Below are 18,920 nucleotides of genomic sequence, written 5' to 3'. Positions count from 1 at the left end.
CGGAAATCCTCCTCATTGCCGCATCACCTTACCCGAGGGATCGTAGGGCGAGGCCGCGATGACGCGCGCCGGCCGCTCTATGCCAACGATGTGCGCCGAAAGCGCGCTGCCCTCGCCCGCGAAATCGCGGTCGACGAGCGCCAGCGCCAGGCTTTTGCCAACCGTATAGCCATAGCCGCCCGAGGTGACGAAGCCGACACGCCGGCCCTGATGCCAGACCGGCTCGAAGCCGCTGGCATCGGCGTCGATCGCATCGATCTCCAAAGTCACCACGCATCGGCGAGCATCGCCGCCATCACGCTCCTTCAATGCCGCCGCGTGGCCGATGAAGTCGCCCTTGTCGAAAGCGATGAAGCGGTCGAGACCGGTCTGGCCGGGCGTGTAGCCCTGCGTGAATTCGCGCGACCAGATGCCGAAGCTCTTCTCCAACCGCAGCGCATTGAGCGCATAGTAGCCGACTTCGGCCAAACCGAGATCTTCGCCGGCGGCCAGCAGTGTCTCGCGCAGGCTGGCATGCATGGTCACCGGGCAACTGATCTCGAAGCCGATCTCGCCGGCGATCGACAGCCGTGCCACGCGAGCCTGCACCATGCCGATGTCGAATGCGCCGCAGGCCATGAAGTGCAGTGCCGCGCCGGACACATCCTGATGCGTCGTGCGTTCCAGGATCCTGCGCGCATTCGGTCCAGTCAGCAGGAAACCGCTCATCGTGTCGGAAAGGTCGGTGACGGTGACGCCCGCCGCCGCGTGGCTCTCGAACCAGCGCATGTGAAACTCGCGCAGATAGTAGGAGCCCATCAGCCAGTAGTCGCCGCCACCCCAGTTGAAGACGGTGAGGTCGCCCTTGAGCCGCCCATCACGGCCCAGCATCGGCGCCAGCCGCGCCTGCCCCGGCTTCGGCAGCCTGCAGGCGAGCAGCCGGTCGAGCCATGCCGCGGCGCCGGGCCCGGACACGGCATAGCGCGAATAGGCCGAGATATCGACGAGGCCGGCGGCGCGCCGCACCTGCAGCGCCTCGTCGCCGACAATGTCGAAGGCGTTGGAGCGCCGCAACGTCGTGTTCTCGGCAAACCCCATCGGCGCGAAATAGGCCGGCACTTCCAGCCCCCACGACGCCGTCCATTCGCAGCCCGCCGCCGTCATGCCGTCATAGGCGCCGGGGCGTTTCAACGGCCGGCCGGCGGGCAGCCGCTCATTGGGAAAGGTCATGACGAAACGGCGCGAATAGAATTGCCGCGTCGTCTGCTTGAGATAACAGCGGTTGGCGGCGAAGGCGCCGTAGCGGGCAATATCCATGCCGAAGATGTCAGCCTGCGGCTCGCCGAAAATCATCCATTCGGCCAGCGACTTGCCGACGCCGCCGCCCTGGCTGAAGCCGGCCATGACGCCACAGGCGACCCAGTAGTTCCTGAGGCCACGCACTGGCCCGACGATCGGATTGCCGTCCGGGGTGAAGGTGAAGGCGCCGTTGACCCATTTGCGAATGCCGGCCGATGCCAGGCAAGGGAAGCGCTCATGCGCCCTGGCGAGTTCCGGGCTGATGCGGTCGATGTCTTCCGGGATCAGTTCCATGCCGTAATCCCACGGCGCGCCATCCATGTTCCAGTGTTTTGGATTCTGCTCATAGACGCCGAGCAGCACACCCTTGCGCTCTTGCCGCAGGTAGGAGAAGCCGTCGAGGTCGACGGCGATGCCGATCTCCCGGTCGAGCGCCGCGATCTCCGGAATGTCCTCGGTGACGAAATAATGGTGCTCCATCGGGGTCACCGGCAGGTCGACCCCGGCCATGCGGCCGAGCTGCTTTGCCCACAGCCCACCCGCATTGACGACATGCTCGGCGACGATGGTGCCCTGTTCGGTAACGACGTCCCAGCTTCCGTCGGCGCGCGCCTTCAGCTCGACGACCCGGTTGCGCAGGATGATGTCGGCGCCGCGCTTCTTCGCGGCGCCCGCATAGGCATGAGTCGTTCCGTAGGGATCGAGATGACCTTCGTTGGAATCATGCAGGCCGCCGAGCACACCCGTAACATCGACGATCGGGCAGATTTCCTTGATCTCTTCCGGCGTGACCAGGCGGGCTGTCTCGATGCCGACTGACTGGAACACCGCCCATGCCGATTTCAGCCACTCCCAGCGCGCAAGATCGCTGGCTATGTTGACGCCGCCGGTCATGTGCAGGCCGATGTCCTGGCCGGACTCGGCCTCGATCTGGCGGTAGAGGTTGATGGTGTAGTCCTGCAGCGCCGCGACGTTGGGGTCGGCGTTGAGCGCGTGGAAACCGGCCGCGGCGTGCCAGGTCGAACCGGCCGTCAGCTCCGCACGCTCGATCAGCGCCACATCGCTCCAGCCGAACCGCGTCAGATGATAGAGCACCGAGGCGCCGACCACGCCACCTCCGATGACGACTGCACGGTAGCGCGACTTCAAGGCATCTCCCTCCCTGTCAGAAGCCGCACCATACATGCACTGTACATAAGTGTCCAGTGCAACCCGTACGCATCATGACTGGTCGAACCGATGCGTGACCGGTGACCAGTTCTGCCGCGCCAGCGCACGGCTTTGTCGGCGCGTAAGCAAACCGGCGGGCATGCGTAGCGCGCTGTCACGCAAGCATCATGTTCGCGCCGTAGACCGCTTTTGGAGAGGCGCGCGCGGCATCGTCGATGTGGCGCCTCTTTCAGCTTTCATCCTTCGGCCGCTCCGGCTCGCTTGTCACAAGAGGATCATCCATGAAACACCTGTACCGAACCGCGTCGCTTGGCGTCGCGCTGGCATTGTTCACCGCCCTGACGCCGGCGCTCGCCGACAGCACCGTCGGCGGCCTCGTCAACAAGGGCCTGGTCGGCGTCGGCCGCATCCCGGCCGATCAGCGCGACAAGTTCGGCGAGACGTTCGGCTCGGGCTCCGGCATGGCGATCGACGCATCAGGCTGGACGCATGACGCGGCTGGCTACAAGGGTTCGCTCTGGCTGCTGCCGGATCGCGGCTACAATGTCGCCGGCACCACCGACTACCGGCCGCGCCTCAACGCCATCGCCATCGAGCTCTCCCCCGTCGCGCCGGGTGCCGCTCCTCCTGCCGGCCAGGAGCAGACAGGCGTCAAGGCGACGCTCGCCGACAGCCTGCTTCTCACCGACGACAAGGGCGCGGACGCCACCGGGCTCGATCCGTTGTCGGATGTTCGTCCGGCCGCCGGCGACATGCCGATGCTGCCGGCCGCCACCAATGGCAAGCTCGCCCTCGACAACGAGGCGATCGCGCGGCTGCCCGACGGCTCGATGTTCATCTCCGACGAATATGGCCCCAACATCTACCGGTTTTCCGCCGGAGGTCGTCTGATGTCGGCGACCCAGCCGCCGGCGGCACTGGTGCCGATGCGCAAGGGAGCGGCGAACTTCTCCTCGGACAACCCCGGCCCCGGCGCTGCCGACCCCGATCCCAAGGATCCCGACACCGGCCGCCAGAACAACCAGGGCCTCGAAGGCATGGCGATGACACCGGACGGCAAGTTCCTGATCGCCGTGCTGCAATCGGCGGCGAGGCAGGATGGCGGCGATTCCGGGGCAACCCGCCAGAACACCAGGGCGCTGGTCTATGACGCTTCAGACCTCGCCCATCTCAAGCTGGCGCACGAATATGTCGTGCCGCTGCCAGTGTTCAAGGATGCCAAGGGCAAGACCAAGGTCGCCGCGCAAAGCGAGATCGTGGCGCTGTCGGACACGGCGTTCCTGATGCTGGCGCGCGACAGCGGCAATGGCCAGGGCCTGAAGGGCGACACGTCGCTCTACCGCGAGATCAACATCGTCGATCTGTCCGGCGCTACCGACATCGCCGGCGGTCCTTTCGACGCCGCCGACAAGCCGGTCGCGCCCAAAGGCGTTGTCGACCCGTCTGTGACACCGGCCAGGCTGACGCCGTTCATCGACATCAACGACAATGCCGAGCTTGGCCGCTTCGGCTTGCACAATGGCGCGCCGAACGACCACAACAACCTGTCCGAGAAATGGGAGGCGATGTCGCTCGCAAGCGTGCTCGATCCGAAGCTGCCGGACGACTATTTCCTGTTCGTCGCCAACGACAACGACTTCCTGACCCAGGACGGTTTCCAGGTCGGCGCGCCTTACAAGGCCGACGACGGCGCCAATGTCGACACCATGTTCCTGGTCTATCAGGTCACGCTTCCCGGCCTCGCCAGGAAGTAGCGATCACTGCAGGGCGGGCGCGCCTGGCGCGTCCGCCTGCAGATCGTGAAGGCTTACTTCAAGAACTCGGCGTCCTTCGGCACGCCCGCATCGATGGGCTCGGCCGTCCTGCTCGACACGGCCATGATCTTGCCGGCAGCCGACAGGTTGGGACGCACGAAGACCGGCGCGGGTCCGTTGACGCGGCTGTAGAGGTCGATGATGTCCTGGTTCATGAAGCGCACACAGCCGGACGAAGCGTTCTTGCCGATGGAATCCCACTCCGGCGTGCCGTGCAGCCGGTACATCGTGTCCTTGCCGTCACGGAACAGATAGAGCGCACGAGCGCCTAACGGGCTCTGCGGGCCGGGCGGCATGCCGTCCTTGTATTTGGCCAGTTCCGGCCGGCGCTGGATCATTTCCGGCGGCGGCGTCCAGACCGGCCACTTCTTCCTCGCCTGAACCACGGCGCTGCCGGTCCATCCGAAGCCGGCCTTGCCGAGGCTGACGCCATAGCGGATGGCCTTGCCGCCGTCGCGCACCAGATACAGGAAGTGCTCGGAGACATCGACGACGATCGTGCCGGGCTTTTCCCCGGTCGGGTCGGACACGATCTGGCGCACGAACTTCGGATCGAGCTTGGCCACCGGGATTGCCGGCAGTTGATAGCCCTCGTCGACGCGCGCCGCATACATGCTTGCGGCATCGCTGAATGCCGTATCCGGTGGCGCCGCGGCCACTGGCGGCGGCGTCGCCACATCCGTCGTGGTGCACGCCGAAAGAGCCACGGAGGCCGCACCCAAAGCAGAGGCACCCAGAAACGCGCGCCGGCTCAGGCGCTCGGAAAGAAGCGGAATATCGGACATGAACCCCCCGGTCTATCCATAAGATTTTAGAGCATGACCCCGAAAAGTGGAAACCGGTTTTCGGAAAAGATCATGCTCGAACAATGATATGCGGCCCCATGCGGCAATGATCAATATCCCATTCCGGAGGCTTTGAGAACATGATTGGATCAAGGCACGCCAGAACATCTCAGGCCAAACTTTCCGATACCGCATCGACCTGTCCCGTTGAATCGGCGATCATCGCGAACCGGACTCACGGAAGCTTCGCCGAGTTGCCAGCTATGGACGAAAAAATGCCCACGCGCCGGCGCACCGGCGACCTGACCAGCGGCCCGATCCCGCGCACACTCTTGGTGTTCGCCTTGCCAGTGCTCGGCTCCAACGTGCTGCAGTCGCTCAACGGTTCGATCAACGCCGTCTGGGTCGGCCGTTTCCTCGGTGAAGCGGCGCTGACCGCCACCTCCAATGCCAACCTCGTGCTGTTCCTGATCCTCGGCACGGTGTTCGGCATCGGCATGGCGGCGACCATCCTGGTGGCACAGTCGGTCGGTGCCCGCGACCTGCCCGAAGCCCGCCGCATCGTCGGCACCAGCGCCACCTTCTTCTTCCTCGTCTCGGTCATCTTCGCCGTCTGCGGCTGGATCTGGGTCGACGGCATTCTCAATACGCTCGGCACGCCGGCCGACGCCTTGCCGCTCGCCCGCTCCTACCTGCGCATCATCTTCGTCGCCGTGCCGATGATGAACCTTCTGTCCTTCGTCATGACCGTGCTGCGCGGCGCCGGTGATTCGCGCACACCCTTCATCTTCATGGCGCTCGCCGTCGTCTTCGACATCGTGCTCAACCCGCTTCTCATCCGCGGCATCGGCCCGTTTCCCGAACTCGGCATCGCCGGATCGGCCACCGCGACGCTGATCGGCCAGACGGTGAGCGTGATCGCCATCCTCGTCGTGCTCTATGCGCGCAAGCATCCGCTGCGGCTGGCCGGCGCCAATCTCGCCTTGCTGCGGCCCGACCCTGCATTGCTGCGCATCGTCGTCTTCAAGGGCGTGCCGATGGGCCTGCAGATGATCGTCATCTCGGCGGCAGCGCTAACCGTGATGGGCATCGTCAATTCCTACGGTTCGCAGGTCGCCGCCGCCTATGGCATCGCCGCCCAGCTATGGACCTACATCCAGATGCCGGCGCTCGCCATTGGCGCGGCAGTCTCCTCCATGGCAGCGCAGAATGTCGGCGCCAAGCGCTGGGACCGGATCGGCCGCATCGCCGCCTCCGGCGTTGGCTTCAACCTTGTCCTGACCGGCGCTCTCGTCGCGCTGCTATGGGTCTTCGACCGCTCGATCCTCAGCCTGTTCCTGAGCAGCGACAGCACGGCGATCGACATCGCCGCCCACATCAACAAGGTCGCCTCCTGGTCGTTCATCCTGTTCGGCATCACCATCGTGCTGTTCGCCACGGTGCGCGCTACGGGTGCTGTGATGCCGCCGCTGATCATCCTTGTGATCTCTGTGCTGATCGTGCGCACCGGCTTTGCCTATTTCATGCGCGGCGTGATCGGCGAGGAAGCGTTGTGGTGGAGTTTTCCAGCCGGTTCGATCACGTCGTTGATGCTGGCCGCCGCCTACTACCACTTCGGCCGCTGGCGCACCATGCACATGATCGAGGACAGGCCGGCCGCCGGCGAGCCGCCGGACACCGGACTTGGCGTGCCACGCCAGCGCGCGCATATGGCGCCCGAGACGCCGAACGGTTGAAAACCGACTTCCAGGCCTTTCCCGATGCGGTTCAGCTCATCTAGACTGGCGACCCAGCGGCAGGGAGAATCCATGTGGGCAAAGGCCGGGTCGAGGCATTCACCGACGGCGTGGTGGCCATCATCATCACCATCATGGTGCTTGAACTGAAAGTGCCGCATGGCGAGGACCTATCGGCCCTGGTGCCGCTATGGCCGATTTTCTTCTGCTACGTACTGTCCTTCATCAATGTCGGCCTCTACTGGAACAATCTGCACAACATGTTCCACACCGTGCAGCGCGTCGACGGCCGCGTGCTGTGGGCGAATCTCAATCTGTTGTTCTGGCTGTCGCTGATGCCGGTAACGACGGCCTTCATGGGCGAGAATCATTTCGCGCCGGTGCCGGTCGCCGTCTACGGCGCCGACCTCGCGCTGTGTGCTGTTGGCTTCAACATCCTGACCAGCGCCCTGCACCGGCTTCACGGCAGCGACAGCGCCTTCGCCAGGGCTCTGGGCCGCGACCGCAAGGGCAAGATCTCGCTCGCCTTCTACCTCGCGGCGATCCCGCTCACCTTTGTCAGCCAATGGATTGGCGTCGCGATCTATGTGATGGTCGCGGCCGTATGGCTCGTGCCGGATACGCGTTTCGCTCGGGTAGTCGAAAAATAGCTCTTTTGTTGACGCAATTCCCAAGGGAAAGCGTTACGCGCTTTTCCCGGGAAAACCGCTCCACACTTTTCCTCGAATTGCTCTACGTGCGCATCGCTTTCAGCTTTTCCGCCACCGAAGCGGCAAGATCGGCATAGCGTTCCTCCAGCCGTTCCGCCGCCTTGATGATCGAGAAATCATGGCCGAACTTTTCCAGCGCCATGCGCAGCTTCTCGACGAATTCGGCTTGTTTCTCCAGGGCGGAAAACAGCGTCTTCACCTGTGCCTCGCTGATATCGGGGTTGGCCAGCATCTGCGGCACCTCGCGGCCCATCTGGTCGCCGGTGGCGGTCTGTTGCTTCAGAATTTCGACCCAGTCCGTCAATCAGGAAATCTCCATCTTTGCCAAGGCAGCATGCGCAGCCTCGGCCGGACTGGTCAACCCGGGCAACCGTGGAACCCGGACAAGGGCGCAGACGGGCTTGCGCAAGCCCATTCCAGCGCTAAGTTCGGCCTCACTGAAAGAAGGAACCGATAGCCCATGATCACCGACGCCGAGATCCAGACCGCCCTGCCCGCGCTTGGCCCGGGCAACACCGCCGTCATCACCGGCGCGGCCAGCGGTATTGGACTTGCTGCCGCCAAGCGGCTTGCGTTGATGGGCATGAAGATCGTGCTGGCCGATGTTGGCGGCGCGCGCCTTGACGATGCCGCGCGCACGGTGGCAGCCATTGCTGGCGATGATGCGGTGCTCGCTGTCGCCGCCGACGTTTCGAAGGCGGAAGAAGTGGACCGTCTCGCCGACAGGGCGTTCGGCGCCTTCGGCGACGTGTCGCTGCTGATGAACAATGCCGGCGTCGGCAACAACCCGGGAAAGCCCTGGGAAAACCGCGACGCCTGGAGGCGGCTGCTGGACATCAACTTCTGGGGCGTCGTGCATGGCGTCGAGGCCTTCGCGCCGCGCATGCTGGCATCGGCCAAGCCCGGGCTGATCATCAACACCGGCTCCAAGCAAGGCATCACCACGCCGCCCGGCAACCTTGCCTACAATGTTTCCAAGGCCGGGGTGAAGACTTTCACCGAAGGCCTGGCGCATGCCTTGCGCAACGAACCCGGCGCCCATGTCGCCGCCCATCTGCTCATCCCCGGCTTCACCTATACCGGCCTGACAGAAGGCGCGACGGAAAAGCCGGCCGGCGCCTGGACCGGCGAACAGGTTGTCGATTTCATGCTGGAATCCCTGACCAGGGGCGACTTCTACATCCTGTGCCCGGACAATGAGGCGGCACGGCCGCTGGATGAAAAGCGCATGGCATGGGCGATCGGCGACATCATCGAGAACCGGCCCGCTCTGTCACGCTGGCATCCGGACTACAAGGAGCCTTTCGCTGCGTTCATGAAGCAATGAACATGACCGCATTCACTAAATGCGGCGTGGAGAGGTCATGCTCAAACAAGAAACCGATGCTCGTTTCAAATTAAATCCCTGACGCTTCAGGCCGCCTGCTTTTTCGGCCCGCGCTTCCGCGCCACGGCCTTTTTTGCCGCCATCGTTGCGATCTTCTCGTCATGCCGCTTCGCCGCCCGCTCGCATTTGTCGCGGATTTCCTCGACCTCCGATTCGGTCAGGTGCTCGATACCGATAAAGCGGTTGTGGCCCTCGCTGACGCGGATCAACTCATCCAGCTTGGCCTGGATCGCCGCGCCATCGCGGTTCTGGGTGTTCTGGATGAGAAACACCATCAGGAAGGTGATGATGGTTGTGCCGGTGTTGATGACCAGTTGCCAGGTGTCTGAAAAGCCGAACAGCGGCCCACTCAGCGCCCAGACGATGACGATCAGGCAGCAGGCGGCAAATGTCGGCGGCAGGCCGGCAACACGGGCGACGGTGTTGGCGATCCTGGTGAAGAGCTTTTCCATTATCGAGATCCCTCAATGACTGCCGCGCGACGAGAAACAACTGGCGGCGCTTCAGGTTCCCGCCGGCAACAATACAACCGGCACAATTCGATGCACGCTTCGCGCGAATAAGCCGGAAAACACACCTTATGGGTTCAGTGCCACTGTAACCGCGCAGGCAGAGAGCCTGCTCCTCCGCTTCACGGCGGTTTGCCTCCAGCCCCTTCCGCCGCGCCACCCCCGCATGGCGGAAGGGGTTTCAGTCCGGAGAGTTCGGAGCACTGTCCCGTTGATGCCCTGGACGCCCAGGCGCTCCCGAGCGGGTTAGACTGCGCTGTCTTCCCAGCGATCGAGGAAGGCCTCGATCGGCATGGCCTGCATGTCAGGAACCGCCCTCGCGAGCTTCTCAACCGGCCAGTCCCACCAGGCGAGGCGCTCGATGCGCGCCGCGATGTCGGCGGCGAAACGTGGCCTGAGCGGTCCGGCCGGCACGCCGGTGACGATCGTGTAGGGCGGCACATCATGCGTCACCACCGCATTGGCACCGACGACGGCGCCATTGCTGATATGCAGGCCCGGCATGATCACCGCACCGTGGCCGATCCAGACGTCATGGCCGATGGTTACGGCTTGCGCCTGCCGTCGCTCGCGGAACGAGGCATCGACGCCCAGCCAGCGAAAATACTCGTTCGGCCGGTAGCTGACCTTGTGCTGGGTCAGCCGCTCGATGGGATGGTCCAGCGCGTTGACGCGGCTGTTGGCGGCGATCGAGCAGAATTTGCCGATCGTCGCATAGATCGCTTCCGAATGGCGCTCGAAATAGGAGAAATCGCCGACCGTCACTTCGCGCAGCACCACCCGCTCGCCGATCGAGGCATAGCGGCCGAGCTTGCACCCCTTCAATTCCGCGGTCGGATGGATGCGCGGCTCGGGGTCCTTCGGGACGAGATGTTCTGAACGATCCATGCCGGCGGCTTTACCCCCGAGCGATTGGTCCCGCAAGCGGGACCAATCGTCCGTCAGACCAGTTCCGGGAAAGAGTTAGATCCACCTACTTCGGTTTGCCGTTGGTCCACACAACGTTCTGGCCGTAGAGCGGCACGGTGGTGACCGACATTTTCGCCGAGCCGTTCTGCACCTGGCGCGAATGCGACAGATAGATCAGCGTCTCGTTGGCCTTGTCGTAGATACGGTTCACCACCTGCTTCTTCCAGATCAGGCTGATGCCTTGCTTGAACACTTCCTCGCCGGCCTCGCTCATGTCGATGTCGCCGATGGTTATCGGTCCGGTCTGGCGGCAGGAAATCGAGGAATCGGACGGATCCTCGAACCAGTTACCCTTGTGCAGGCGGTCGATGATGCCGCGATCGAAATAGGAGACGTGGCAGGTCACGCCCTCCACCTTCGGATCCTTGATCGCCTCGACGATGATGTCGTTGCCGAGCCAGTCGACACCGACCTTGCCGACTTCCTCGGCGACGGCCGCACCGGCGCCAAGGACAACACATGCGGCCAGCACGCCGCCGATCAGTTTTCGCAAGGGAGTCTCCCGCGGTTCGAGTTTGCCGGTCTCAGGTGGGGCGAACAGCTTGGCTTTGCAAGCAGATAGGTAAACGCCATATGCTGTTGCGGCAACGCGGCACTTTGCCTGTACGGGGTCGAACCGCTAAGACTGTCGCGCTGGCGCGGCACGAAGCCGGCGCCACCGATGATTTGTGCAGACGGACCTTACTGATGATGCGTTCTATTCTGGTCGGCATTCTCGTCCTGATGGCGGCCGGCATCGGCTGGCTGACCTTCGACTGGTACCGCGGCCATTATGGCGGCGAGCCTTTCGGCACCGCCTTTACCCTGGTCGACCAGAAGGGCGCGCCGATCACCGAAGCCGCTTTCAGGGGCCAGCCCAGCGCCGTCTTCTTCGGCTTCACCCATTGCCCCGAGGTCTGCCCGACGACGCTGTTCGAACTGGCCGGCTGGCTGAAGACGCTCGGCGACGACGGCAAGAACCTGCATGCCTATTTCGTCTCTGTCGATCCGGAGCGCGACACGCCGGAAGTGATGAACGCCTATGTCAGCAATTTTTCCGACCGCATCACCGGCATCACTGGCGACCCGGACAAGGTCCACGCCATGGCCAAGTCGTTCGGCATCTACTGGAAGAAGGTCGACACCGGCGACGGCGACTACACGATGGACCACACCGCCTCGGTGCTGCTGCTCAACGCCAAGGGTGAATTCGCCGGCACGATCGCCTATGGCGAAAGCGCGGATACGGCAATCGCCAAATTGAAGCGGCTGGCGGCGAAGGGCTAGGGCATGATCCCCGAAAGCGGGAACCGGCTTCCTCAGACAAACGGTTCCGTTTGTCCAGAGATCATGCTCAAACAAGAAACCCATTCATGACCCAGACGCGGCTTCATTTCATCACCCGGAAGATCGAGGCAGACCTCATTTTCGCGGCGTTCGAGGCGGCCTTCGAGGATGAAGGCCTGCCGATCGCGGTGCTCGAGGTCGATGAGGACCAGGACATCCACGAAGTGTCGCTCTATGCCGATGGCGATGTCGACGCGGTCGAGGCGCGGGTGAAGGACATTCTTGCCGGCCTCGCGCTGTCCAGGCCGGTCGAACGTGAGGCCCTGCCCGACATCGATTGGGTGGCCCGCTCGCTGGAAGGGTTGAAGCCGGTGCGTGCCGGGCGTTTCTTCGTCCACGGCGCCCATGACCGCAGAAAGCGCCACAGCGGCGAACTCGCCATCGAGATCGAGGCGGGCCTTGCCTTCGGCACCGGCCACCACGGCACCACCGCCGGCTGCCTGGAAATGCTGGAAAGGGTGGTGCGGCGAGAACATCCGCGCAATGCGCTTGATCTGGGCACCGGCAGCGCGGTGCTGGCCATTGCCGTCGCCAAGCTTGCGCATATTCCGGTGCTCGCGACCGACATCGATCCGGTGGCTGTGAGGGTCGCTGCCGCCAATGCGCGGCTCAATCACGTCAAGGCGCTGATCGAAACGGTGACCGCGCCGGGCTTTCACCACCCGATCTTCGGCAAGCGCGCACCTTTCGATCTCATCGTCGCCAACATTTTGGCGCGGCCGCTGATGCGGCTTGCGCCGCAAATGGCCGAGCACATCGCGCTTGGCGGCTCGATCGTGCTGTCAGGCATCCTCGAACGCCAGCGCGACGCCGTCGTCTCGGCCTACGTCGGCCAGAACTTCCGCCACGTGCGCACCTTGCACCGCGAAGGCTGGGTAACGATCCACCTCAAGCATTGAGACCGACCGGCCTGGACCAAGCCCAGCCGGTTGTCAGCCAACCGACGCTGTAGCAGTTTGCGCCGGCTGGAAATCGATTCCGCTTTCCAGGGCCATACGCTACGGTCGCGCGAGTACAAGGAGGCCCACCATGTTCCAGACCTTCGATTCCGCCGGCGACCCGGCAGTCGGCAAGCCGCGCGTGGCGCTGCTGCGCCAATGGCTGGCGGCCAACGGGCTGGATGGCTTCATCGTGCCGCGCGCCGACGAGCACCAAGGGGAATACGTCGCCGACCGTTCGGCGCGGCTGAAATGGCTTACCGGCTTCAGCGGCTCGGCCGGTGTCGCCATCGTTCTGCGCGACCGCGCCTTCGTCTTTGTCGACGGGCGCTACACGCTGCAGGTGCGGGGCGAGGTCGATCTAGACATCTTTTCGATCGAAAGCCTGGTCGACAACCCGCCGGCTGTCTGGCTCCGGGATAACGTCGGCAAGGGTGCGCGGCTCGGCTTCGATCCCTGGCTGCACACGATCGGCGAGATCAAGGCGTTGCAGGCCTCGGCCGACAAGTCCGGCGCGGTGCTGGTGCCGCTCGAGAAGAACCCGATCGACATCATCTGGGAGGATCAGCCCGAGGCGCCGGCGGCCCTCGTCGAGCTTCACCCGATCGGCTTTGCCGGCGAACTCGCCAAGGACAAGCTGGCGCGGCTGGCAACTGCGATCGGCAAGGACGGCGCCACCCATGCCGTGCTGACCGACCCCTCCTCCATCGCCTGGGCTTTCAACATCCGTGGCGGTGACGTGCCGCACACGCCGCTGGCGCTCGGCTTCGCCATACTTGCGACCGACGGATCGCACCAGCTTTTCATGGATCGGCGCAAGTTCTCGCGCCAGGTCGCGGCCTACCTCACCCAGCTCGCCGATCTGCACGAGCCCGGCGAATTCGAAGCGGCGATCGTGGCTCTCGCCAAGGGCGGCGCGAAAATCGCGCTCGACCCGGTGCTGGCGGCCGACAGGCTGCGCATGCTGGTCGAGGACAATGGCGGCACCGTGATTGCCGCGCCAGATCCCGCCCGCATCCCGCGCGCGACGAAGAACCAGGCCGAGATCAACGGTTCCCGCGCCGCGCATCGCCGCGATGGCGCCGCGGTGGCCAAGCTGTTGTGCTGGCTGGAGCGCCAGGAACCGGACTCGCTCGACGAGATATCGGTCGTCACCAGGCTGGAGGAGACGCGCCGGCGGACCGGCGAGGAAACCCAGATGCCGCTGCGCGATGTGTCCTTCGACACGATCTCCGGCGCCGGCCCGAACGGCGCCATCATGCATTACCGTGTGTCGCGCGCCACCAGCCGCAAGCTGCAGGCCGGCGAACTGTTCCTGCTCGATTCCGGCGGGCAATATCAGGACGGCACCACCGACATCACCCGCACCGTGCCGATCGGCCAGCCGACCGAGGAAATGCGCGAACGCTTCACGCTGGTGCTGAAAGGCATGATCGGCATTTCCACGCTGCGTTTCCCCGCCGGCACGCGCGGCTCGGAAATCGATGCCGTCGCGCGGATGGCGCTGTGGAAGCACGGCTGCGACTTCGCCCACGGTACCGGCCATGGCGTCGGCTCCTACCTTGCCGTGCATGAAGGCCCGCAGCGCATCGCCCGCACCGGAACCGAAAAGCTGCTCGAGGGCATGATGCTGTCCAACGAGCCGGGCTACTACAAGGAAGGCGCCTACGGCATCCGCATCGAGAACCTCATCCTGGTCACCCCGGCGGCGCAGGTCGAAGGCGGCGACATCGCCATGCACGGCTTCGAGACACTGACGCTGGCACCAATCGACATCAGGTTGGTGCGGTCAGACCTGTTGACACGCGAAGAACTGCATTGGCTCGACACCTACCATGCCCGCGTGCTGGCCGAGATCGGGCCGATGCTCGACGGTGAAACGCTGGCCTGGCTGGAGAAGGCGACAGCACCGCTGCCGCACGACGCGAAGATCTGAGGCAAGCCACTTTCTCCCCGTTCCACGGGGGTGAGGCGTGGTCCGCGCAGTGGACGAAAAGCCAACTGCTTGGCTTTTCGAACAACGAACGCCCGGAGCGACAGCGGAGGGCATGCCCGGCAGGGCAATGAGGGGCAGTGCCAATGCTCCGAAAAAGATCGCGCTTACAAACTACCCCACGAATTGCCGAGCGATGATCAGCACCGCCGCCCCGGCCAGGAACATCGACATCAGCCCGCCGCGCAGCGAAACCACGGCCGTGACGACCAGTGCCGCCCATTCCGCCGGCCCGGCGTTCAAAAGCTCCGGCGCCACCAGCGTCGTCAGCACCGCCGCCGGCACGGCGTTGAGGCCCGCCTCGACGCGCGGATGGATGGTGTCGAAGCGCGAGATGACCAGATGCCCGCCGATGCGCGTGAGATAGGTCGCGACCGCGCCGGCAATGATGATCCAGAACGTTGTACTCATGGCCGCTCTCCCACGCCGCTATGATGCGGTGGCAGGATGACGGCAAGCAGAACACCGGCAACGGCGCCGATCGAGACGTGCCAGGGCGAGCCCACTGTCTTGTAGGCGATGATGGAAGCGGCGGCACTGGCAATGACCACCGGCAGCCACAAGGGCCGCTTGCGAAAACCCATCACGAGGCCAAGAAAATAGATCGGCAGCAGGAAATCGATACCCAGCGCATGCGTGTCGGGGATGAGTTTGCCGAACACCGCGCCGAGCGCGCTTTCGATCACCCAGAACACATAGACCGGCAGGCCGAGCCCGAGATACCAAGCGAAGCCGACCGTCCGGCCGGACGCCGCCCTCGCCTCGGCCACCGCAAACTGCGGATCGGTGAGGATGAAATAGCCAAGCGCCTGCTGAATGACCGGCCAGTGCGCGATGCGCCGGCCGATGCCGGCGGAATAGAGCACATGGCGGAAGTTGACGGCAAAGATCGACAGCACGATCAGCCACGGCGCGACATGCTGGCCGAACAGCTGGATGCCAACCATCTGGCTGGCGCCGCCAAAGACCAGCGCGCTCATCAGAAAGGCTTCGATCACGGAAAACCCGTTGTCGACGGCAAGCGCCCCGAACAGCACCGCGAAGGGCGCCGACGCCACGACGACAGGCATCGAGAGCCGCACGCCCTGCCAGAAATCGCTCTTCGCGCGGCTTTCGGAAATTGCTTCTGCCGACATGACCACTCCCTAGGCAAGCGCCTGATGTAGGAAGCACCGCCTGCCTTGTCACACGAATTCGCTTGAGCCAAACGATCAGCGGAAATGATCGTCACGGCGCGCTGTCGAATGGCTAGCCCGCCAGGGCTCTGACCTCGATCGCCCTGCCCCAGTCGAGCAGCGGCTTGGCCCGCACGGTAAAATCGACGAGTTCGTCGACCAGTGCCGGACCATGGATTCCAGCCGGATCGATTGCGTGCCGAACGACAAAATGCCGATTGCGGATGGCGGCGACAAGATCCGCGTCGGTGACATGCTCGAAGCCGCGCGGCGTGCGCTTCATGCAGCCTTCGATGTCGAGTTCGAGCCCGTTTTTCTTCAACGCCTTCACCATGGCGCGAAACTTGTCGGGCTGCGTCGCGATGGCTCGGCGCATCGCCAACAGCAGTGCGGCCTCCGGCTGCCACCAGGCGACGCCGGCAAAGCAACCTTCAAGCCCGATATGCACGTAGAACACGCCCTGCTCCATCTTGGTGCCATCGGGCGAAAGGATCGCCGACAAATGCCTGTTATATGGCCGCTTGTCCTTGGCGAAGCGCACGTCGCGGTTGATCCGGAACAGCGACTTCTTGCGGTCGCCGCGCAGGCCGAGCCCAGCGGCTGTGAAACGCTCCGTCAGCGTTTCGACCAGATCGCCAAACGGCTCACGCAATTCCCTTTCGAACAGGTCGCGATTTTCCAGGAACCACTCCCGGCTCTGGTGAAAATCGAGCGCCTTCAGGAACGGAATGGCCTTTTGGCCGAACCCTTTGAATGCACTTTCCATCACGCCTTGCCGATCCGCACCAGCCAGGCGTCCTCGTCGATCACCTCGATGCCGAGCTCGCTGGCCAGCTTGAGCTTGGAGCCGGCGCCTGGCCCGGCCACGACAAGATCGGTCTTCGCCGAAACCGAGCCCGCCACCTTGGCGCCGAGACGTTCGGCCATCGCCTTGGCTTCGGAGCGCGTCATCTTTTCCAGCGAGCCCGTGAACACGATTGTCTTGCCGGCGACCACGCTGTCCGCCGAGACGTTCACGATATACGGCTTCGGCTTGACCTGCGCGAGCAGCGCTTCGAGCACATCGTCGTTGCGTTCATTGCCGAAGAAATCGCGCAGCGCGCCGATCACCGTGTCGCCGATGCCGTTGACCGACGGGAAAACGGTGTGTGGATCGGCCGCCGCCGCTGTCTCCTTGCCGACACGGATCAGTTCCTCGATGGTCGAAAAGGTTCGGGCAAGCACGGCGGCCGTCGTCTCGCCGATATGGCGGATGCCCAGCGCGAAGATGAAACGATCGAGTTCCGGCTCGCGGCGAGAGTCGATGGCGGCGAAGAGCTTGTCGAGGCCTTCGTAGTTGCGTTCCTCGACACTGCGCACATTCTTGCGCGTCTTGCCCGAGGCGGCCTCGCGCTGCCTGGCCTGCTCCTCGCGCCGCTCGGCCAGCGCCTTGGTGACGGCAGGGCGACGATCCCTGAGCGTGAAGATATCGGCGGCTGTCTTGATCAGTCCGGCATTGAAGAAGATATCGATGTTCTCGGCCCCCAGGCCTTCGATATCCATGGCGCCGCGCGATACGAAATGGCGCAAACCTTCCACGGCCTGCGCCGGACAGATCAGTTCACCGGTGCAGCGTCGGCGCGAATCTTCCTTGCCGGTCTTCTCGTTGATCTCGCGCGTGGCGGGTGAGCCGCAGATCGGACAGGTGTGCGGGAATTCGTAAGGCACGGCACCCGGCGGACGCTTGTCGATGACGACGCTGACGATCTGCGGAATGACGTCCCCCGCCCGCTGGATCACCACGGTGTCGCCGACGCGCACGTCAATGCCGTCGCGGATCGGCTGGCCGGTGCTGTCCAGGCCCTTGATATAGTCTTCGTTGTGAAGCGTGACATTTTCGACCACGACGCCGCCAACCGTGACCGGTGCAAGCCGCGCAACCGGGGCCAGCGTGCCGGTGCGGCCGACCTGGATGTCGATCTTCTGCACGATCGTCATCGCCTGTTCGGCCGGGAATTTGTGCGCGACGGCCCAGCGCGGTTCGCCGGTGACGAAACCCCACCTGCGCTGCAGTTCCAGCTGGTCGACCTTGTAGACGACGCCATCAATGTCATAACCCAGCGACGAGCGCTGTTGCTCGATCCGGTGATAGTGCTCGATCAACTCGTCGGCCGACTTCGCCCGCACCATCAGCGGACTGATCTTGAATCCCCAATCGGCGAATCTCTGCACCGATTCATATTGGGTCGGAGCGGGATCCTCCGTTGTATAGCCCCAGGCATAGGCAAAGAATTTGAGGTTGCGGCTGGCGGTGACGGATGGATCCTTCTGCCGCAGCGACCCTGCCGCCGTGTTGCGCGGATTGACGTAATCCTGACCGCCGGCCGCCGCCGAGCGTTCCTTCAGTGCCTCGAATTCCGCGTAGGTCATGTAGACCTCGCCACGTATCTCGATGACCTCCGGCCAGCCCGAGCCCTTCAAGGTCTTGGGGATGTCGGCGATGGTCCTGAGATTGGCGGTGATGTCCTCGCCGACCGTGCCGTCGCCGCGCGTTGCGCCCTGCACGAACACGCCGCCTTCATAGCGCAGCGAAGCCGACAGCCCGTCGATCTTCGGCTCGGCCGTGAAGGCGATGTCGAGATCCTTGTCGCGGTCGAAGAATCGCCGGCCACGTTCGATGAAATCGGCGACATCCTCATCGGTATAAGCCTTGGCGAGGCTGAGCATCGGCACCGCATGGCGCACCTTGGCGAAGCCTTCCGCCGGCGCAGCACCCACCCTGCGTGATGGCGAATCCTCGCGTACGAGCGCGGGGAAGCGCTGTTCGATGGCGAGGTTGCGCCGCGTCAGCGCATCATATTCCGCGTCCGTGATAACAGGCGCGTCCTCGGTATGGTAGTGCCGGTCGTGCTCGGCGATCTCCTCCGCCAGGCGCTTCAGCTCGGCTTCGGCCTCGCTTTCAGTCAGGGCATCGACTGGTTTTTCCGACATGGTTTCAGACCCGGCTCCCAGTGCATGTCGCCCAAAGTGGCTCCGGTTTTGGGAGAACGACATGCATAAAACAAAGACCCAAAGCGCGTCGCCCGAATCCGTTCGGACGCGACGCGCTTTGGTGGTCCGCGACCATAGATCAGCTTTCAGATTCAAGGGA

17 protein-coding genes are annotated in these 18,920 nt (G+C 64.0%); 7 read left to right on the top strand and 10 right to left on the bottom strand.

What is annotated here, in order from left to right:
- Nucleotides 1-12 precede the first annotated feature (12 nt).
- Complete coding sequence (locus tag NR193_RS12485; protein ID WP_256751133.1) at nucleotides 13-2,427, bottom strand: FAD-dependent oxidoreductase; 2,415 nt, start codon at nucleotides 2,425-2,427, stop codon at nucleotides 13-15.
- A 302-nt stretch (nucleotides 2,428-2,729) separates the two neighbouring features.
- Here NR193_RS12485 and NR193_RS12480 point away from each other — a divergent pair, with 302 nt between their 5' ends.
- Entirely contained in the window at nucleotides 2,730-4,202 is a 1,473-nt protein-coding gene (locus NR193_RS12480) for an esterase-like activity of phytase family protein (protein WP_256751132.1), read from the top strand.
- A 53-nt stretch (nucleotides 4,203-4,255) separates the two neighbouring features.
- Here NR193_RS12480 and NR193_RS12475 read toward each other — a convergent pair whose 3' ends face one another.
- The gene (locus NR193_RS12475; protein WP_256751131.1) at nucleotides 4,256-5,047 is read right to left on the bottom strand and encodes a L,D-transpeptidase; all 792 of its coding nucleotides are present in this window, start codon (nucleotides 5,045-5,047) and stop codon (nucleotides 4,256-4,258) included.
- A gap of 263 nt (nucleotides 5,048-5,310) precedes the next feature.
- Here NR193_RS12475 and NR193_RS12470 point away from each other — a divergent pair, with 263 nt between their 5' ends.
- Together NR193_RS12470 and NR193_RS12465 are read left to right on the top strand one after the other, a co-directional pair.
- Nucleotides 5,311-6,783: an MATE family efflux transporter gene (locus NR193_RS12470; protein ID WP_375162700.1), complete on the top strand. Its 1,473-nt coding sequence runs from the start codon at nucleotides 5,311-5,313 to the stop codon at nucleotides 6,781-6,783.
- Between the two features lie 74 nt (nucleotides 6,784-6,857).
- Complete coding sequence (locus NR193_RS12465; protein WP_256751129.1) at nucleotides 6,858-7,433, top strand: TMEM175 family protein; 576 nt, start codon at nucleotides 6,858-6,860, stop codon at nucleotides 7,431-7,433.
- 82 nt (nucleotides 7,434-7,515) lie between these two features.
- Here the strand turns inward: NR193_RS12465 and NR193_RS12460 are convergent, their stop codons facing one another.
- On the bottom strand, nucleotides 7,516-7,797 hold the full coding sequence (locus tag NR193_RS12460; RefSeq protein WP_091580374.1) for a hypothetical protein: 282 nt from the start codon (nucleotides 7,795-7,797) through the stop codon (nucleotides 7,516-7,518).
- A gap of 156 nt (nucleotides 7,798-7,953) precedes the next feature.
- Between NR193_RS12460 and NR193_RS12455 the strand changes: the two genes are divergently transcribed.
- Nucleotides 7,954-8,820 carry an SDR family NAD(P)-dependent oxidoreductase gene (locus tag NR193_RS12455; protein WP_256751128.1) on the top strand — a complete coding sequence of 289 codons (867 nt, stop codon included), beginning with the start codon at nucleotides 7,954-7,956 and terminating at the stop codon, nucleotides 8,818-8,820.
- A gap of 86 nt (nucleotides 8,821-8,906) precedes the next feature.
- Here the strand turns inward: NR193_RS12455 and NR193_RS12450 are convergent, their stop codons facing one another.
- The 3 genes from NR193_RS12450 to NR193_RS12440 all read right to left on the bottom strand — a co-directional run bounded on the left by NR193_RS12450 (nucleotide 8,907) and on the right by NR193_RS12440 (nucleotide 10,851).
- Nucleotides 8,907-9,332, bottom strand: coding sequence for a low affinity iron permease family protein (locus NR193_RS12450; protein ID WP_256751127.1), 426 nt, complete (start codon nucleotides 9,330-9,332; stop codon nucleotides 8,907-8,909).
- A gap of 303 nt (nucleotides 9,333-9,635) precedes the next feature.
- On the bottom strand, nucleotides 9,636-10,277 hold the full coding sequence (locus NR193_RS12445) for a DapH/DapD/GlmU-related protein (RefSeq protein WP_256751126.1): 642 nt from the start codon (nucleotides 10,275-10,277) through the stop codon (nucleotides 9,636-9,638).
- Nucleotides 10,278-10,362: 85 nt separating this feature from the next.
- Nucleotides 10,363-10,851 (bottom strand): CreA family protein, encoded by a 489-nt coding sequence (locus tag NR193_RS12440; protein WP_256751125.1) that lies wholly within the window; start codon nucleotides 10,849-10,851, stop codon nucleotides 10,363-10,365.
- Between the two features lie 194 nt (nucleotides 10,852-11,045).
- Here NR193_RS12440 and NR193_RS12435 point away from each other — a divergent pair, with 194 nt between their 5' ends.
- From NR193_RS12435 to NR193_RS12425, 3 genes are all read left to right on the top strand, one after another.
- Complete coding sequence (locus NR193_RS12435; RefSeq protein WP_256751124.1) at nucleotides 11,046-11,624, top strand: SCO family protein; 579 nt, start codon at nucleotides 11,046-11,048, stop codon at nucleotides 11,622-11,624.
- A gap of 86 nt (nucleotides 11,625-11,710) precedes the next feature.
- Nucleotides 11,711-12,583 carry a 50S ribosomal protein L11 methyltransferase gene (locus NR193_RS12430; protein WP_256751123.1) on the top strand — a complete coding sequence of 291 codons (873 nt, stop codon included), beginning with the start codon at nucleotides 11,711-11,713 and terminating at the stop codon, nucleotides 12,581-12,583.
- A 130-nt stretch (nucleotides 12,584-12,713) separates the two neighbouring features.
- Nucleotides 12,714-14,558 (top strand): aminopeptidase P family protein, encoded by a 1,845-nt coding sequence (locus NR193_RS12425; protein ID WP_256751122.1) that lies wholly within the window; start codon nucleotides 12,714-12,716, stop codon nucleotides 14,556-14,558.
- 171 nt (nucleotides 14,559-14,729) lie between these two features.
- On the opposite strand, the gene NR193_RS12420 is transcribed toward NR193_RS12425, so the two are convergent.
- From NR193_RS12420 to ligA, 4 genes are all read right to left on the bottom strand, one after another.
- Nucleotides 14,730-15,026 (bottom strand): AzlD family protein, encoded by a 297-nt coding sequence (locus NR193_RS12420; RefSeq protein ID WP_256751121.1) that lies wholly within the window; start codon nucleotides 15,024-15,026, stop codon nucleotides 14,730-14,732.
- A complete protein-coding gene (locus NR193_RS12415) occupies nucleotides 15,023-15,751 on the bottom strand; it encodes an AzlC family ABC transporter permease (protein WP_256751120.1) in 729 nt (242 codons plus the stop codon). The genes NR193_RS12420 and NR193_RS12415 overlap by 4 nt, the downstream gene beginning before the upstream one ends.
- Nucleotides 15,752-15,863: 112 nt before the next feature.
- Nucleotides 15,864-16,556 carry a DUF2461 domain-containing protein gene (locus tag NR193_RS12410; protein WP_256751119.1) on the bottom strand — a complete coding sequence of 231 codons (693 nt, stop codon included), beginning with the start codon at nucleotides 16,554-16,556 and terminating at the stop codon, nucleotides 15,864-15,866.
- On the bottom strand, nucleotides 16,556-18,760 hold the full coding sequence (gene ligA / locus NR193_RS12405; protein ID WP_256751118.1) for an NAD-dependent DNA ligase LigA: 2,205 nt from the start codon (nucleotides 18,758-18,760) through the stop codon (nucleotides 16,556-16,558). Before ligA ends, NR193_RS12410 begins: the two co-directional genes overlap by 1 nt.
- Nucleotides 18,761-18,920: the final 160 nt, after the last annotated feature.

Origin of the sequence: Mesorhizobium sp. Mes31 (assembly GCF_024519675.1) — a bacterium.
In the GTDB taxonomy this organism is placed as follows: Bacteria; Pseudomonadota; Alphaproteobacteria; order Rhizobiales; family Rhizobiaceae; genus Mesorhizobium.
This window is presented reverse-complemented; position numbering and strand designations above follow the sequence as displayed.

Excerpts from the sequence above, each read along its gene's own strand:
- NR193_RS12415 (WP_256751120.1), bottom strand. The coding sequence starts at position 15,751 with ATGTCGGCAGAAGCAATTTCCGAAAGCCGCGCGAAGAGCGATTTCTGG.
- NR193_RS12455 (WP_256751128.1), top strand. The coding sequence starts at position 7,954 with ATGATCACCGACGCCGAGATCCAGACCGCCCTGCCCGCGCTTGGCCCG.
- NR193_RS12480 (WP_256751132.1), top strand. The coding sequence starts at position 2,730 with ATGAAACACCTGTACCGAACCGCGTCGCTTGGCGTCGCGCTGGCATTG.
- NR193_RS12445 (WP_256751126.1), bottom strand. The coding sequence starts at position 10,277 with ATGGATCGTTCAGAACATCTCGTCCCGAAGGACCCCGAGCCGCGCATC.
- NR193_RS12450 (WP_256751127.1), bottom strand. The coding sequence starts at position 9,332 with ATGGAAAAGCTCTTCACCAGGATCGCCAACACCGTCGCCCGTGTTGCC.
- NR193_RS12470 (WP_375162700.1), top strand. The coding sequence starts at position 5,311 with ATGGACGAAAAAATGCCCACGCGCCGGCGCACCGGCGACCTGACCAGC.
- NR193_RS12420 (WP_256751121.1), bottom strand. The coding sequence starts at position 15,026 with ATGAGTACAACGTTCTGGATCATCATTGCCGGCGCGGTCGCGACCTAT.
- NR193_RS12475 (WP_256751131.1), bottom strand. The coding sequence starts at position 5,047 with ATGTCCGATATTCCGCTTCTTTCCGAGCGCCTGAGCCGGCGCGCGTTT.
- NR193_RS12435 (WP_256751124.1), top strand. The coding sequence starts at position 11,046 with ATGATGCGTTCTATTCTGGTCGGCATTCTCGTCCTGATGGCGGCCGGC.
- NR193_RS12425 (WP_256751122.1), top strand. The coding sequence starts at position 12,714 with ATGTTCCAGACCTTCGATTCCGCCGGCGACCCGGCAGTCGGCAAGCCG.
- ligA (WP_256751118.1), bottom strand. The coding sequence starts at position 18,760 with ATGTCGGAAAAACCAGTCGATGCCCTGACTGAAAGCGAGGCCGAAGCC.
- NR193_RS12410 (WP_256751119.1), bottom strand. The coding sequence starts at position 16,556 with ATGGAAAGTGCATTCAAAGGGTTCGGCCAAAAGGCCATTCCGTTCCTG.
- NR193_RS12430 (WP_256751123.1), top strand. The coding sequence starts at position 11,711 with ATGACCCAGACGCGGCTTCATTTCATCACCCGGAAGATCGAGGCAGAC.